At 66.4% G+C, this 13885-nt stretch carries 15 protein-coding genes and 1 other RNA gene; 3 read left to right on the top strand and 13 right to left on the bottom strand.

What is annotated here, in order from left to right; translation table 11 throughout:
* Window positions 1–986: 986 nt before the first annotated feature.
* Complete coding sequence (gene thiE, locus M3O59_RS16390; protein ID WP_116905252.1) at window positions 987–1610, bottom strand: thiamine phosphate synthase; 624 nt, start codon at window positions 1608–1610, stop codon at window positions 987–989.
* Between the two features lie 23 nt (window positions 1611–1633).
* On the opposite strand from thiE, the gene M3O59_RS16385 reads away from it, so the two are divergent.
* Window positions 1634–1873: a rubredoxin gene (locus M3O59_RS16385; protein ID WP_064629154.1), complete on the top strand. Its 240-nt coding sequence runs from the start codon at window positions 1634–1636 to the stop codon at window positions 1871–1873.
* A 268-nt stretch (window positions 1874–2141) separates the two neighbouring features.
* On the opposite strand, the gene M3O59_RS16380 is transcribed toward M3O59_RS16385, so the two are convergent.
* The 8 genes from M3O59_RS16380 to M3O59_RS16345 all read right to left on the bottom strand — a co-directional run bounded on the left by M3O59_RS16380 (window position 2142) and on the right by M3O59_RS16345 (window position 6594).
* Window positions 2142–3023 carry a SirB1 family protein gene (locus M3O59_RS16380; protein ID WP_064634319.1) on the bottom strand — a complete coding sequence of 294 codons (882 nt, stop codon included), beginning with the start codon at window positions 3021–3023 and terminating at the stop codon, window positions 2142–2144.
* 40 nt (window positions 3024–3063) lie between these two features.
* Entirely contained in the window at window positions 3064–3510 is a 447-nt protein-coding gene (locus M3O59_RS16375; RefSeq protein WP_064634317.1) for a DUF192 domain-containing protein, read from the bottom strand.
* Between the two features lie 163 nt (window positions 3511–3673).
* On the bottom strand, window positions 3674–4321 hold the full coding sequence (rpiA, locus tag M3O59_RS16370; RefSeq protein WP_064634315.1) for a ribose-5-phosphate isomerase RpiA: 648 nt from the start codon (window positions 4319–4321) through the stop codon (window positions 3674–3676).
* A gap of 97 nt (window positions 4322–4418) precedes the next feature.
* On the bottom strand, window positions 4419–4889 hold the full coding sequence (locus tag M3O59_RS16365) for an EVE domain-containing protein (RefSeq protein ID WP_064634313.1): 471 nt from the start codon (window positions 4887–4889) through the stop codon (window positions 4419–4421).
* A complete protein-coding gene (locus M3O59_RS16360; RefSeq protein ID WP_064634311.1) occupies window positions 4886–5476 on the bottom strand; it encodes a 5-formyltetrahydrofolate cyclo-ligase in 591 nt (196 codons plus the stop codon). Before M3O59_RS16360 ends, M3O59_RS16365 begins: the two co-directional genes overlap by 4 nt.
* Before the next feature lie 321 nt (window positions 5477–5797).
* Window positions 5798–5981, bottom strand: a non-coding RNA gene (gene ssrS, locus M3O59_RS16355) — 6S RNA.
* 95 nt (window positions 5982–6076) lie between these two features.
* Window positions 6077–6376: a cell division protein ZapA gene (locus M3O59_RS16350; RefSeq protein ID WP_064634310.1), complete on the bottom strand. Its 300-nt coding sequence runs from the start codon at window positions 6374–6376 to the stop codon at window positions 6077–6079.
* Complete coding sequence (locus M3O59_RS16345; RefSeq protein WP_116905260.1) at window positions 6373–6594, bottom strand: TIGR02449 family protein; 222 nt, start codon at window positions 6592–6594, stop codon at window positions 6373–6375. Before M3O59_RS16345 ends, M3O59_RS16350 begins: the two co-directional genes overlap by 4 nt.
* A gap of 238 nt (window positions 6595–6832) precedes the next feature.
* Between M3O59_RS16345 and M3O59_RS16340 the strand changes: the two genes are divergently transcribed.
* Window positions 6833–7375: a YecA/YgfB family protein gene (locus M3O59_RS16340; RefSeq protein ID WP_064634308.1), complete on the top strand. Its 543-nt coding sequence runs from the start codon at window positions 6833–6835 to the stop codon at window positions 7373–7375.
* Window positions 7376–7388: 13 nt separating this feature from the next.
* The gene (locus M3O59_RS16335; RefSeq protein WP_249047706.1) at window positions 7389–8729 is read left to right on the top strand and encodes an aminopeptidase P N-terminal domain-containing protein; all 1341 of its coding nucleotides are present in this window, start codon (window positions 7389–7391) and stop codon (window positions 8727–8729) included.
* A 179-nt stretch (window positions 8730–8908) separates the two neighbouring features.
* Here the strand turns inward: M3O59_RS16335 and M3O59_RS16330 are convergent, their stop codons facing one another.
* From M3O59_RS16330 to M3O59_RS16315, 4 genes are all read right to left on the bottom strand, one after another.
* The gene (locus M3O59_RS16330; RefSeq protein WP_064634304.1) at window positions 8909–9304 is read right to left on the bottom strand and encodes an XVIPCD domain-containing protein; all 396 of its coding nucleotides are present in this window, start codon (window positions 9302–9304) and stop codon (window positions 8909–8911) included.
* A gap of 180 nt (window positions 9305–9484) precedes the next feature.
* Window positions 9485–10810 (bottom strand): Xaa-Pro dipeptidase, encoded by a 1326-nt coding sequence (gene pepQ / locus M3O59_RS16325; protein ID WP_064634327.1) that lies wholly within the window; start codon window positions 10808–10810, stop codon window positions 9485–9487.
* 208 nt (window positions 10811–11018) lie between these two features.
* Window positions 11019–11366 (bottom strand): PilZ domain-containing protein, encoded by a 348-nt coding sequence (locus tag M3O59_RS16320; protein WP_064634302.1) that lies wholly within the window; start codon window positions 11364–11366, stop codon window positions 11019–11021.
* Window positions 11363–13786: a DUF1631 domain-containing protein gene (locus M3O59_RS16315; protein ID WP_249054347.1), complete on the bottom strand. Its 2424-nt coding sequence runs from the start codon at window positions 13784–13786 to the stop codon at window positions 11363–11365. Before M3O59_RS16315 ends, M3O59_RS16320 begins: the two co-directional genes overlap by 4 nt.
* Window positions 13787–13885: the final 99 nt, after the last annotated feature.

Genomic DNA, 13885 nt, shown 5'->3' with positions numbered 1-13885 from the left:
GTCGCTGTTTTGTTTGGATGCACGTGTAGAGCGGTTGATCGGTGGTTCTGCTGCGCGCCTCGCCACTTGCCATCGCGTGCAGGTGAACTGCGTACTTGAATGCACTTGGTTTTTGAGGCCAAGCAATGCGACGTACAAATAGCGTTAGTTGGAATCGGATTATGCAGCTTGGATGATTGAGCTTAGGAGCTTAGGAGCTTAGGAGCTTAACGGTCTGCTCCTTGGCTGCAGGGCCCTTGCCCGCCCACCATCGCAGGACACGCCGTGAATCCGTCCCTGGAGGCTCTGGCGCGGCATCCATGCCGCTCAAGGTCCCGCGACGGTAAGCGGCCAAGGACCAGTGGAGATGGTCGGTGCGCATAGTCTTCAACGAGCGATTAGCTAACTTGCGACGCGATGTACTCGCTCTTCAACAAACCACCAGCCAACTTTACTGGTGCGGTGTCCTCACCGATTGCGGGACCGTTGGCGGCATGGATGCCGCCACCGAGCCCCCATGGACAGGTTAACGGCGTGTCCCGCGAGCGGTGAGGGCACCGCGCCCTCGACCAGACTTGAAGATAGCCAAGTGATCGCGATACGCACAGTGCAGGCGCCTCGACCTGATGGCTTAGTACGGAAAGGTCAGGCGCAGAGCGGATGGCGTGCGACTTTGCTGCAAGGTCCTTGCCCACTCACCATCGCAGGACACGCTGCAAGTACGTCCATGTAAGCTCTGGCGCGGCATCCATGCCGCTCAAGGTCCCGCGACGGTAAGCGGCCAAGGACCAGTCAAGTTGGTCGTTGCGCAGAGCATTCAACAACGTAGCCAACAAATTGTCCGGTGCGGTGATCGCATTCTTCAATGAAGCCGCCAACCAACTGTCGGGCGAGGCCCCGCGCCCTCGACGCATCCGGCTTTCGACCCAATCACTGCTACGAAAGACATCGTGCTGCCTTGAAACGGATGACACAGCCACGATCAATCATCCTCAACGCTTGCAGAACTACCTTGCAAACCCTGCGCGATACGCCTGCACTGCTGCGACCGGGTCTGGCGCTGCGTACACGCCGCTGACCACCGCAACCAGGTCGGCACCGGCAGTCACCAACGCGGGCACCTGCGCAGGCGCGATGCCACCGATCGCCACGCGCGGCAGGTTGAGTTCTTCAGCCTGCTGCAGCAGCGCAGGCGTCGCGCGCCGGGTGGTCTGCTTGGTGGTGGTGGGGAAAAACGCGCCAAAGGCGACATAGCTGGCGCCTGCTGCGGCTGCGGCGCGCGCGCGGGCGATCTCGTCGTAGCACGACGCCCCGATGATGGCCTGCTCGCCCAGCAGCGCGCGCGCTGTCGCCACCTCGCCATCGTCTTCGCCCAGATGCACGCCCTGCGCACCGACCTGCGCGGCCAGCTGCGCATCGTCGTTGATGATCAATGGCACGCCATGCGCTGCGCAGGCCTGGCGCAGGGCGCTGGCTTGGCGCAGTCGCAGCGCCGCGCCGGCCTGCTTGTTGCGGTATTGCAGCCAGGCGATCGACGCCAGCAGCGGTGCCGTGCGCAGCAGCAGGCGCTGCGTGTCGGGCTCGTCCGGGGTGATCAGGTAGACGCCGCGGACGTCAAGGCGGTTGAGCATGGCAGCGCTTCCGAAAGCGGTGGATGGAATGGGACAATGCAGCCCCACCGTTGCATGACCGCGATTATCCGATGAGCGAGACATCCACGACCACCTACCGCACCTGGATGTGCGTCGTCTGCGGGTTTCTCTACCATGAGGCCGACGGCATCCCCGAAGAAGGCATCGCCCCGGGCACCCGCTGGCAAGACGTCCCGGACACCTGGACCTGTCCCGATTGCGGCGTGACCAAGGACGACTTCGAGATGGTGGAAGTCGACTGAGCGCCGTGAAGGCCACGCTGTCCGGCACCCACGTGCTGCGAGGGCGCCGCTGGTGTAGCAAGGCAGGCCGGCGGCGCATCTGATTGAGATCCGCAAACGATGGACCTGTCTCGCCAAGCCCAGGCGGCATCCGCGCGACCGAGGAGTTGGGTATTTAGATCAGTGGCAGACCCGTGCCTGCTGCCGCCGTGCCTGCTGTCTTCAGATGACAGCCGTCAGCGTCGAGACCCTGACGCCACACGCGCCAAGCCTGGGCGTACCGCTTCCCTCAGTGCGCCCGCGCACGCTGGCTGTTCAATTCCACCAAGTGCTCGTGCAGATTGGCGGCGTCCTGCGCGCTCGGGTTGAGCATCAGGTAGCGCGAGAGATCGTGGCGGGCGCCATTGCGGTGGCCCAGATGCAGGTAGGCCATGCCGCGGTCGCGCAACGCTTCGGGTTGGTCGGGCACCAGCTTCAGGATGCGGTCTGCGCTGCGTGCGGCGCGGTCCCAATGCTCGGCGTCGGCGTACACGCCGTGCAGGTTGCGCAGGATGCGGATCAGGATCGCGCGGTGCGGTGCCGGGTCGAGGATCTGCGCCAGCGCGCGGTCGTCGGGAATTTCGCCGCCCAGGTGCGGGCGGGCACGCTCGCGTAGCTCGTCCACGCCCAGCGGGCGGCCGCCGTTGAACGGGTCCATCACCAGCACGCCGTCGTCCACCGGCAGGCGCACCAGGAAATGCCCGGGAAACGACACCCCCGCCAAGGGAATGCCCAGCCGGCGGGCCACTTCGATCTGCACCATCGCCAGCGAAATCGGATTGCCCAACCGGCGCTCGAACACCTGGTTGAGGTAGCTGTTGCGCGGGTCGTAGTACTCGTCGTGATTGCCCGAGTAGCCCAGCTCATCGAACAGGTAGCGATTGACCGCCGCCATCTTCAGCGGCCACAGATCGATCGCGTCCACCTCGCGGCGCAAATGCTCGACGTGGCTCTGCACCAGCGTGTCGTACAGCTCGGCATCCAGCTGCGGGTACTCGTCGCGCGCAATCAGCAGCGCGGTGGACATCAACGGCACCGCATCGTCGTCCAGGCTGGCGAGCGCGGTCCAATGGGGAAGTGGGAGCATGTCGACCATGCTGCCAAGAGTGTCGGCAAGCGGCGCAGGGTTCAAGTCCGGTACTTCCTGACAGGAGACACCGCATCGCTGTGAATCACTTCAGCTTGGGAATATCCGGGCTGAAAGTGAGTTCGGCGCCATCCTGCAGCTTGAGCCTGGCCGCCTGGCCGGCATTGAGTTCCAGCACGTAGCGGGCGGGCGCCTTGCTGGGGTAGGGCGGGCAGGCATCGCCGGCCGAACAGGGCGGCACATCGCGCTGTTGCGACACCAGCCGGCGCTGTTCATCGAAATACAGGATATCCAGCGCGATCTTGGTGTTTTTCATCCAGTACGCCATCGGTTCCTGGCGGTCGTGGATGAACAGCATGCCGTGATCTTCCTCCATGGCATCGCGGAACATCAGCCCCTTGGTGCGGTCGGCATCGTTTTGCGCCAGCTCCACCTGATAGCGCGTGCCGGCCAGCTCCACCCAGGAACCGCTGCTGGCGCAGCCGCTGAGCAGGATCAACAACGCAAGGGCGAGGAGGCAAAGACGGCGCATGCGGCATACCAGTGGGCGGGGATGCCGCACCATCTGCCAAGCGGCCGCGTGCGTCAAGCCGCTGTAGTGCGGTGTACCGTCATCGCATGTGACGGGAGTCCGGCCCGCTGTCGCTTCGCAAAGCGGGCCGCTACTGCGTATGCGCGTGCTTGCACGCGGTCGCTCAGATCACCCGCGGCGGCTCGCCACCGACGATCACTACATCGGCCGGGCGACGCGCGAACAGGCCCACGCAGACCACGCCGGGAATCTGGTTCAGGCTGTGCTCCAGCGCCACCGGGTCGGTGATCTGCAGGTTGTGTACGTCCAGCACCACGTTGCCGTTGTCGGTGACCACCCCATCGCGCCACACCGGCTGGCCGCCGGTCAACGCCAGGATCTGGCGGGCGACCAGGCTGCGTGCCATCGGAATCACTTCCACCGGCAGTGGAAACGTGCCCAGCACCGGCACCTGCTTGCTGGGGTCGACGATGCAGACGAAGCGCTCGCTGGCCTCGGCAATGATCTTCTCGCGCGTCAGCGCTGCGCCGCCGCCCTTGATCAGGCAGCGGTCCGGGTCGCACTCGTCGGCGCCGTCCACATACAGCGACAGATTGCCGGTGTGGTTGAGGTCCAGCACCTCGATGCCGTGCTGGCGCAGGCGCGCGCTGCTCTGTTCGGAGCTGGACACTGCGCCCTTGATGCGGTGACCGATGCGGCCCAGCGCATCGATGAAGTAGGCCACCGTCGAGCCGGTGCCGACACCGACGATCATGCCGTCTTCCACGTAATCGAGTGCCTTTTCGGCGGCCAGGCGTTTTGCTTCGGACATTGGGGAGCTCGGGATGAGTGATTGGGAATGGATTCGTCAGGGCAGGTCACGCGGGGCGGCGATGGGCGAATCTCCAATGCCGAATCCCCAATCACGGCTATTCCATCGCCAGCAACACTTTCCATTGCGCAGCGGTTACCGGCAGGATCGACAGGCGGTTGCCGCGCGCGATCAGCGGGAAGCCTTCGCCCAGCGCATCGGCCTGTTGCTTGATTTCATCCAGTGAAATCGTGCGTTTGAGTTTGCGCTCGAACGCCACGTCCACCAGCATCCAGCGCGGGTCTTCGCGGGTGGCCTTGGGGTCGTGGTAGTCGGACTTGGGATCGAACTGGGTGTCGTCCGGATACGCGTCGCTGGCAACCTTGGCGATGCCGACGATGCCGGGCACCTTGCAGTTGGAGTGATAGAAGAACACCCCGTCGCCCACCTGCATGCCATCGCGCATGAAATTGCGCGCCTGGTAGTTGCGCACGCCGTTCCACGGCTCGGTGCCGACGCGCTCCAGATCGTCGATGGAAAAGGTGTCCGGCTCGGACTTCATCAACCAGTAGCGCTTGCGGGCAGTCATGCAGAGAGGCTGTCGTCTTTCAGGAAGGTGGCGTGTTCGGTGCAGATGGCGTCCACGCGCACGTCCCAGGATTCGGTGGGCAAGGCAGGCACCTGCTGCGCGGCGAAGCCGACGCCGACCAGCCAGGGCGGCGGCGCCTGGCGATGCCGGAACGCGAAGCTGCGATCATACCAGCCGCCTCCCATGCCCAGCCGACGGCACGCCGCATCGAAGCCGGTCAGCGGGGTGATCACCAGCGCCATCTCTTCGGGCGCCAACGTGTCGGCGCGATCCACGTCCGGCTCGGGAATGCCGTAGCGATTGCTCAGCAACGGCTGGCCTGGCCGCCAGGGGGCAAAGCGTAATACGCGCCCGTCCAGCACCGGCAGGCAATAGCGCACCCCGGCCGGCAAGCTAAGCTGCCAGCGATGCAGCGCAATTTCGCCATCCATCGCCCAGTACCCCGCCACGGCGCCGTCATGCGGTGCGAACGGCAGTGCCAGCAAGCGCTCGGCCACTGCATCGGCTGCGGCCAATCGCTGCGTTGCCGGCAGGCTGCGCCGGTGCGCACGCAATTGCCGACGCAACGCGTCTCGGTCCTCGGTCATGGGTGTCTCGCAGCGCTATCGGTGCTGCATTGTCGATGGCGCACGTGCGCATGCCTAGCGCGGCGTGCAGTGCCGCCTGCAAGCGCACGTTGTGCCGGATGCCGCACAGCGAACGCCATGCGGTGCGCGCACTAACGCTAAATGGCGTCTGCACGCGCCTGTGCGCGCGATGCGGCGGGCGTCTTGCAGTGCGTGGGAGTGCAGCCGATACGGCAACAGAGTCGCGAACGCAGCCAGCCAGCAGTGCTGGTTCAACCTCTGCAAGTGCAAATGGTCAGACACACAAAAAGAAACGACGCCCGAAGGCGCCGTTTCAGATTTGCATTCTCCGCCATGACGATGCGGGCGAAACGACCTTGAACCCGGGGTTCAAGTGGGGACGTTGTGAGGCCATCGGGCTTCCCGCTACAAGGCGGACTTGCACACCCGGCTTCGTCGCGCCCCCGTGGTCGTAATTAAGGGACAAGGCGAATGTTTTGCACGCTGTCGTTTACAGCAGAGAACGCAAGCGAAGTATAGACCTCTGCGCCGCGATGGCTAGCCCATTCGTCGGTCGGCGGGCTTGAAGATTCATATTTGCGATGGCAGTGCGAATTCCACTCAGCGCGGTGTGTCGGCAACGCTGTCCAGCCGGCGATTCAGGCTGTCCAGCGTGTTCGCCAATTCACGGTCGTAGAGTGCCTGCTGTTCGCGCAATTGCTGCAATTCATGCGCCAGGTTGAGCGCAGCCAGCACTGCGACACGATCCACCGCCGCCATGCGATTGCTGCCGCGGATCTCGCGCATGCGCAGGTCCAGCAGCCGCGCGGCGGCGGTGAGACTTTCGCGTTCGTCCGCCGTCACGCCCACCGTGTATTCACGATCCAGAATACGCACGCTGACCGGTTCGTTGCTGCTCACGTGTGCTGCTCCAGTGACTTCAAGCGGACGATCATCGCTTCCACGCGCGAACGCGCCTGTTCGTTCTTGGTCAGCAGTTGCGCACGCTCGCCGATCAGCTGCTCCTGTTGATGGCGCAGGCTGCGGTTCTCGTCGGTGAGCCGTTGGGTGCGCTCCACCAAGGCCTCCACGCGGGCGGCGAGTGCGCGGATCTGAGCGAGGGCGGCAGCGTTGTCCATGCGCTCACGATAGGGGCGCGTGCGCGCGGCGGTCAAGCGCCCACGCATGCCCCGGACGCCGTCGTCAGCCCAGGTGCGGCAAGGCCTTCCGCAGTACCCGGGCGGGCCGGTGGCGCGCGCGTGGAACGCTGCATGGAGCGCGCCGATAGCGGCCCATGCAGGCCGCCTTGATACACTGGGAAGTCATATCGCCGGCCCGTGCGTCGGCACCTTATCGCTCTTCAGCCTGGATGACCCGATGGATCTGCCCGACGTAACCGCTGTGCAAAACGAAAGCCGTCAGCTTGCGCTGGCGTCCTCTGCGGCGGAGTTGCATGGCGGGCTGTGCGGGTGGCTCTCCGGTGGCGGTGCCGACAGCGCCGACTGGCTGGCGCGGATTCTGGCCGACAGTGGCCAGGTCGCGCCCAAGCAGGGCGGTGCGCTGGACCAGCTGCGCCAGGCCACCGTGGCGCAGCTGGAAGACCGCGATTTCGCCTTCGAGCTGCTGCTGGTCGAAGACGGCGCGCCGTTGCCGGCGCGCACCGATGCCTTGTTCGACTGGTGCCGCGCCTTCCTGGGCGGTTTCGGCCTGGCTGCGCAGCAGCGCCCGGCACTGAGCGAAGAAGGCGAAGAAGCGTTGCAGGATCTGGCGCGGTTGGCGCAAGCCTCCAGCGACGATTTCGACGCGGCCGACGAGGACGACACCGCCTTGGCCGAGATCGAAGAATTCGTGCGCGTAGCGGTGCTGTTGCTGCATGGCGACTGCGTGATGGGGCCGCGTTTCCGTCAACGCTTGAACTGATCGCCGTACCGTCATGAAAAAGCTCACCGGGATCGGCGCGGCCGAATATGCGCGCCGACGCAAGCAACTGATGCAGATGGCCGGCGAGCAGGCCATCCTGATTTTGCCGGCTGCGCCTGAGCGCATCCGCAGCCACGACACGCATTACCCGTATCGTCAGGATTCGGACTTCTGGTATCTGAGCGGGTTTCCCGAGCCGGAAGCGGTACTGGTGCTGGTGCCCGGCCGCAAGCATGGCGAAGCGATCCTGTTCTGCCGCGAGCGCGATGCCGAGCGCGAAGCCTGGGACGGCCCGCGCGAGGGCCAGGAAGGCGCGGTAGAGCGCTACGGCATGGACGATGCGTACCCCATCGACGATGTCGACGAGATCCTGCCGGGCCTGCTGGAAGGGCGCAGCCGGGTGTACTACCACTTCGGGCGCGATGTCGATTTCGATCTCAAACTGATCGGTTGGCTCAAGCGCGTGCGCGAGCAGGTGCGCCACGGTGCGCAGCCGCCGCATGAATTTCTCGAACTCGGCCATCTGCTGCACGAGCAGCGGTTGTTCAAGTCGCGCGACGAGATTGCCTTGATGCAGCACGCCGCCGATATCAGCGTGCGCGCGCATCGCGCCGCAATGCATCTGGCGCGGCCGGGCGTGCATGAGTACGCGTTGCAGGCCGAGGTCGAGCGCGAATTCCGCGCCGCCGATGCGTGGCCGGCCTATGGCAGCATCGTCGGCACCGGCAGCAATGCCTGCGTGCTGCATTACCGCGCCAACAACGCGCGTAGCCGCGATGGCGAGCTGGTGCTGATCGATGCCGGCGCCGAATACCGCGGCTATGCGGCCGACATCACCCGCACCTTTCCGGTCAATGGCCGCTTCACCCCGGCGCAGCGTGCACTCCACGATCTGGTCGGCGCCGCACAGGCATCTGCGCTTGCGCAGGCGCGCCCCGGCGTGGCGTACGAAGCCGGGCATCTGGCCGCGGTGCAAACCCTGACCGAAGGGCTGCTGCGCCTTGGCCTGCTCAAGGGCACGCTGGAGCGCAACATCGCCGACGCGCAGTACAAGCGCTTCTATCGGCACAAGACCGGCCATTGGCTGGGCCTGGATGTGCACGATGTGGGCGACTACCGGTTGGCCGGCGAGTCGCGGCTGCTCGAGCCCGGCATGGTGTTCACCATCGAGCCGGGCTTGTACGTGTCTGCCGACGACACATCGGTGGAGGCCAAGTGGCGCGGCATCGGTATCCGCACCGAAGACAACGTGCTGATCACTGCCGATGGCCACCGCGTGCTGACCGATGCATTGGCGCGCAGTGCCGACGAGATCGAAGCGGAGATGGCGGATCGCGACGCAGCGCGCGTCTAGCGCTGCAACACCAGCGGTGGCCAAGATCGGTGCGTTGCGCTGCAGGCGACGCCCGCGCTGCGGATGGTGTTCCGATTTCCGGGCGCATCCGATCGGGGCCGGCGTCGTCGCGCACGCCGCGCTCTGCCTGTCGCAGTGCAGACACGACGCGCCTGGTCACTTTGCTGCAGGCGGTTCTCTTAACCGAGCTGCGGTGTCTGCGTGCGTTCGTGCTGCTGTACCGGCTCGCCGGGCCCGGCGAATTGCCGCGCGCGCTCGAACGACTGTTCTTCCGGGGTGCCGAGCGCCTGTTCGGTTTTCATGTGCGCACGCAGATGCGCCGGGTTGGCCGGGTCGCCTTGCACCACGAAGACGTTCTCGCCGCCGTGCACGCCGCGATTGTTCGCCTCGCTCATCAGTACATGGTCCACGCGCGACAGCCCGCCTTCCTTGGCCAGCGGCAACAGCGCTGCGGTGAGGCGGGCGCTGGTCTGGTCAGGCGTGCGGCCGTGCGCCGCATCGATCGCGTGCACGCCGCGTTCGATCTGCTGGTACATCGGGTGGTCCGGGTGCGAAGGCTGGCGTGGATCGTTCATGGCAATGTTCCGTGCGTGGTGGTGCTGAACCGTCGCGTTGCGTTAGCGGGTGGGGGATCGCGCGCCCGAGCCACGCGCCTGAGAGCCAAGTGTATGCGCAGTGCATGTGGATGCCGTGCCCTGTCCGTGCCGGCCCGGCCCGGCACCGCGCGCGGTGATGTCGTCAGGCGGCCCTGGGCATCATGCTGCGGCGAAGACCGGGCGGGTCAGGTTTTCTGGGTTGCCCTCGGTGCACACCACTTCGTCCTCGATGCGGATGCCGCCGAACGGTTTGAACTGCTCCACGCGCGCCCAATCGACGCTGGCGGCGTGGCCGTTCTTCTTCACTTCGTCCAGCAGCATGTCGATGAAGTACACGCCCGGTTCGATGGTGACCACCATGCCCGGCTCCAGCACGCGGGTCAGGCGCAGATACGGGTGGCCGGCCGGGCGCTCGATGCGGCCGCCGCGGTCGCTTGCCGCAAAACCCGCCACATCGTGCACCTGCAGGCCGATCAGATGGCCCAGGCCATGCGGGAAGAAGGCGGCGCTGACGCCGGTGGCCAATGCGGCTTCCGGCGAGACGGTGAGGACGCCGAAGTCCTTGAGGATGCCCATCAACGCCAGATGCGCGTCGATATGCAGCTGCTTGTAGTCCACGCCGGCGCGTACGTTCTGGCCCATGCGGATCTGCGCGGCATCCACCGCATCGATCAAGGCCTGGAACTCGCTGCCGGGGTCGGCGGCATAGCTGCGGGTGATGTCGCTGGCGTAGCCGTAGGCGGAGGCGCCGGCGTCGATCAGGAAGCTGCGCAGCGGTTGCGGCGGCTGTTGGCCCAGTTCGGTGTAGTGCAGCACCGCGCCGTGTTCGTTGAGCGCGATGATGTTGCCGTACGGCAACTCGTTGGCGTCCTGGCCCACTGCCGCGCAATACGCCATGTGGATGCCGAACTCGCTCTGGCCAGCGCGGAACGCCGCTTCCGCAGCGCGATGGCCGCGCACCGCCAGTTGCTGCGCGATGCGCAGCAACGCCAGCTCGTACGGCGTCTTGAACGCGCGCTGGTAGTCCAGGTAGTCGAGCACCGGCTGCGGGTTGTTCGGCACATACGCACCGAGCGTGCTTTGCGCCTCGCCGAGAATCGCGCAGCGCGCAGGTTGTTTGGGCAGCAGCGCCAGTGCCTGGTCCGGGGTGCGGATGATGTGGATGTCGCAGTGTTCGACCCACCAACCGCTGGGCGCGTCGGGCACCACATGCCAGTAGTCGAACGGCTGATAGAAGATCACCGTCGGGCGCTTGCCCGGCGTGTAGACCAGCCAGCTGTTGGGCACCCGCGTCAGCGGCACCCAGGCCTTGAATTGCGGGTTGACCGCATACGGGTAATCGCGGTCGTCGAACAGCTGGTAATGCGTGCTGCCGCTGGGAACCACCAGATGCTCGAAACCGCCGCGCTGCAGCGCTTGGTCGGCGCGCGCGGTGAGCGTGCGCAGGTGGTCGGAGTACAGGCTGCTCAAGGAGGGCTGGGTCATGCGGGGCTCGATCGGCAAGGCAAAGGCAATGCGCAATTTTGCCGCAATCCTGGCAGCGGCGCTGCGTCCTGAAGCGCCTGAAAAAACTGCCACGCAGTCGTCGGGTGCATAACGACAGCGGCGCAGAGTGCCGTGCACGGGTAGTACGGAGCGCATCGAGCATCGGCCGCGCCCGCCTGGCGGCTGGGCAGTCGTGGTGGCGCTGCGCCTATCCGGTCATGTGTTCTTCGGCGATCCAGGCGCGCAGGCGTTGCCGGTGCGGTTCGGACATGCTCAGGAAGCGAACGCCGGCCCAGGCTTGCCCCGGCGCGTGCGCGGCTTCGGACCACAGCAGATGCACGCCGACATCGATCGCGGTGGCGCGGCCGACCCGCTCGGGCAGCGTGAAGCGCAACTGGTACAAGGCATCGTCGTGCAGCGGAACCGAGGCCAACAACAGCATGCCGGTTTCGGAGACATTGCCGACCCGGCCGATCTGCGCTTCGCTGAGCATGTCGATGACCGGCAGCAGGTCGGTCGGTTGCCGGCGCGGCGCGCGGCGGGTGTCCTGGATCATGGCTGGGCCTCGGCAACGGGCGACTGGCCGGCCAGGCTGCGCAGCGTGCGCACGGTGGCATGCCAGGCGCGATCGATCAGACGCGATTTTTCTTCGACCAATAGACGGGCCTGCCCACCGGCCATCAACCGCGCCAGGCTGTCCAGCGATTGCTCGCCCACCTTCTGCCCGCGCTGATTCACGAACAGCGCGTTGCCGGTCATCGGGCTGTACCAGGACAGCCGTTGCCGACGCTGGTCGCCTTGCTGGTTGATCACGAATTCGAACCAGGTGCCGAACGGCAGGCTGCGCAGCTGCGTATGGCACTCTTCTTCGGCCGGCGTGCGCGGCGTGGTCACCGGCTTGCGCGCCGCGCTTTCGCCCTGGTCGCCGAGCCGCGTGCGCGCCTTGAGCTTGGCGGCAAGCTCGGTGCGCGAGGTCACCGCGTCTTCGCCACCGGGCGTGGACAGCCGCCGCGCGATCGCCGCTGCCTCATCGTGGTGATACCCCACCTGCAGCAGTGCAGTTTCCACATCGGTGCCAAGGGCGATGTCGGTGGGCTGGCCCTTGCTGCGGCAGGTGACCTCGGCAATGCGCGCGGTCAGCGCCTGGCGCTCGTCCCATTCGGGCGACTGCTCGCCCTGCCGCAGCAAGGTCAGCGTGAGCACGTCCGACCAGGCCTGGCGCAGCAGCGATTGCACGAAGCGCGGCGGGGCGCTGTGTTCGCACAAGTGCTCGATGCGCGCGGCGGCCTGCTGCTTGGCCGATTCCAGCCGCTCCTTGCCGCGCGCGGCATCCACATGCCGCCGCTCGGCCACTTCGGCCTTGCGTGCGAGTGCGCGCAGATGCGTCTGGATGTCGTCGTTGGCCGCAGCGAACACGGCCTCGTCGCCTCGATAATCATTGACGATCTTGTCGACCGCGCTGCCCAGCTTGTGCAGCAACTGCGGGTCGACGTCGTCTTCGCCCAGCCAGACCGCGCCGGATTCGGCCACGGTGTTGAGCAATTCGCGCACCGGGTGCTGGTCGTGCACAAAAAAATGCGCATCGGCCAGCGCGGCACGTACCACCGGCACCTGCAATTTGGCCAGCAGCGCCTGCGCCGGGGTCTGCTCGCGCACCTCGCGCTGCACCTGCGCGTAGAGCAGGCCGAGCAGGTCGAAGGTGTCGTTGTCCTGCGGCGACAGCGCGGCATCCGGGCCGTGCTGGCTGCGCAGCAGCTCCAGCACCTGCCGCTGCACCGCATCGATGCCCGGTGCCTGTGGCGTCGCTGCCGCCTGCGCGGCATGCGCACCTTGCAGGCTGGCCAGCGCATCGCCGAGCGCTGCCTTGGGCACGGCAGCGACACTTTTCCGCGGCGCCTGGGCTGCTGCGGCGAGCGAGGTCGGCGAGGGCGTCTGGCCGTTGCTGGCAGGCGTCCCTGCGCCTGTGTGGCCTGCGTGACCAGCCGCCTGCGACTGGCGTGCCGACGCCATCAGGCCGCCCAGCGCCTGCACCGCATCGTTGAGTGCCGGTGACATCGCCTGCCCGGGTGCAGCAAGCGCAAGCGCTGGTGCCACAGGGGCGGGGGCCAGCAAGGCGCTTTGCCATGCTGTGGGGGCGGACTGGCCTGCCCAGCCGGTGGCTGGCCGCGGCATCCGCGCGGACGCCGCATGTCGGTTGGTTGCCGCGGCGTGCGTGGGCGCGTGCGCCGATCCCGGCGGTGCACGCCGGGTCTGCACCTGCGTGGGCTTGACCAGGTACGGGTGATAGATCAGCCCCGGCAGGATCCCTTCCTGTTCGAGCAGGCTGTTGGCGCGCTCGAACAGATCGCCCAGGCGCTCCATCACCTGGCGCTCGAAGACCTTGTACAGCGTCAGCTGCCTATCCAGGCTCAGGCCCAACGTTTCGCCGCACTGCCGCAGGACGCGGCACAGCGCGTAGGGGCCAAGCGGCAGTTCTTCCAGCTCGAACTCGGGCACTGCGCCGATCACCGCCAGGCGTTGCGCCAGCAAATGCAGTGCATCGGCGCGGCGCGAGGTTTCGCGGCGTGCGATGTCGCTCAGCACGATGTCGCGATCGATATCGGTGTCTTCGACCAGGGTGAGCATCTGCAGCGGTGCCGCGGCATCGGTCAACGGCGTGAGCACCGGGCGTTCGCGCAGGCCGGCCAGCACCTGCGCCAGTTGCTGCAGAAACGCTTGCGGGAACCGATCGATGTGGTCGCGCAGGCCGCGCATCTGCGCGTAGGTTTCGGCCTGGATCTGGCTATTGCGTGCGTGTTCGGCCTGATGCAGCAGTTCGCGTTCCAGCGCGACCACGGTCAGCCGCAGCGGTCCACTGAGCACCTGCACGCATTGCGCGTGCAGCATGTCGAGCAGGCGCCGGCCGCGCGCGGACACTGGTGCATCGGCGATCGGGCCGCTGAGTGCGGGCTGCAGGGAAGAGACGGGCGTGGACATCCGGGGGAGGTTGGCTCGGTTCGAAGCGTGAGCTATGTAGCATGTTTTTCAGCGGGGCGCGCGACAGCGGTGCGTGCGTGCGCATCCGCGTGCCGCTGT

Origin of the sequence: Xanthomonas nasturtii, assembly GCF_023337365.3 — a bacterium.
GTDB lineage: Bacteria > Pseudomonadota > Gammaproteobacteria > Xanthomonadales > Xanthomonadaceae > Xanthomonas > Xanthomonas nasturtii.
This window is presented reverse-complemented; position numbering and strand designations above follow the sequence as displayed.

Bases quoted from the DNA above. Each gene is read 5' to 3' on its own strand.
- M3O59_RS16335 (WP_249047706.1), top strand. From the start codon at position 7,389: ATGAAAAAGCTCACCGGGATCGGCGCGGCCGAATATGCGCGCCGACGC.
- M3O59_RS16385 (WP_064629154.1), top strand. From the start codon at position 1,634: ATGGAATGGGACAATGCAGCCCCACCGTTGCATGACCGCGATTATCCG.
- M3O59_RS16340 (WP_064634308.1), top strand. From the start codon at position 6,833: ATGGATCTGCCCGACGTAACCGCTGTGCAAAACGAAAGCCGTCAGCTT.
- rpiA (WP_064634315.1), bottom strand. From the start codon at position 4,321: ATGTCCGAAGCAAAACGCCTGGCCGCCGAAAAGGCACTCGATTACGTG.
- M3O59_RS16330 (WP_064634304.1), bottom strand. From the start codon at position 9,304: ATGAACGATCCACGCCAGCCTTCGCACCCGGACCACCCGATGTACCAG.
- pepQ (WP_064634327.1), bottom strand. From the start codon at position 10,810: ATGACCCAGCCCTCCTTGAGCAGCCTGTACTCCGACCACCTGCGCACG.
- M3O59_RS16320 (WP_064634302.1), bottom strand. From the start codon at position 11,366: ATGATCCAGGACACCCGCCGCGCGCCGCGCCGGCAACCGACCGACCTG.
- M3O59_RS16345 (WP_116905260.1), bottom strand. From the start codon at position 6,594: ATGGACAACGCTGCCGCCCTCGCTCAGATCCGCGCACTCGCCGCCCGC.
- thiE (WP_116905252.1), bottom strand. From the start codon at position 1,610: ATGCTCAACCGCCTTGACGTCCGCGGCGTCTACCTGATCACCCCGGAC.
- M3O59_RS16315 (WP_249054347.1), bottom strand. From the start codon at position 13,786: ATGTCCACGCCCGTCTCTTCCCTGCAGCCCGCACTCAGCGGCCCGATC.
- M3O59_RS16365 (WP_064634313.1), bottom strand. From the start codon at position 4,889: ATGACTGCCCGCAAGCGCTACTGGTTGATGAAGTCCGAGCCGGACACC.
- M3O59_RS16375 (WP_064634317.1), bottom strand. From the start codon at position 3,510: ATGCGCCGTCTTTGCCTCCTCGCCCTTGCGTTGTTGATCCTGCTCAGC.
- M3O59_RS16360 (WP_064634311.1), bottom strand. From the start codon at position 5,476: ATGACCGAGGACCGAGACGCGTTGCGTCGGCAATTGCGTGCGCACCGG.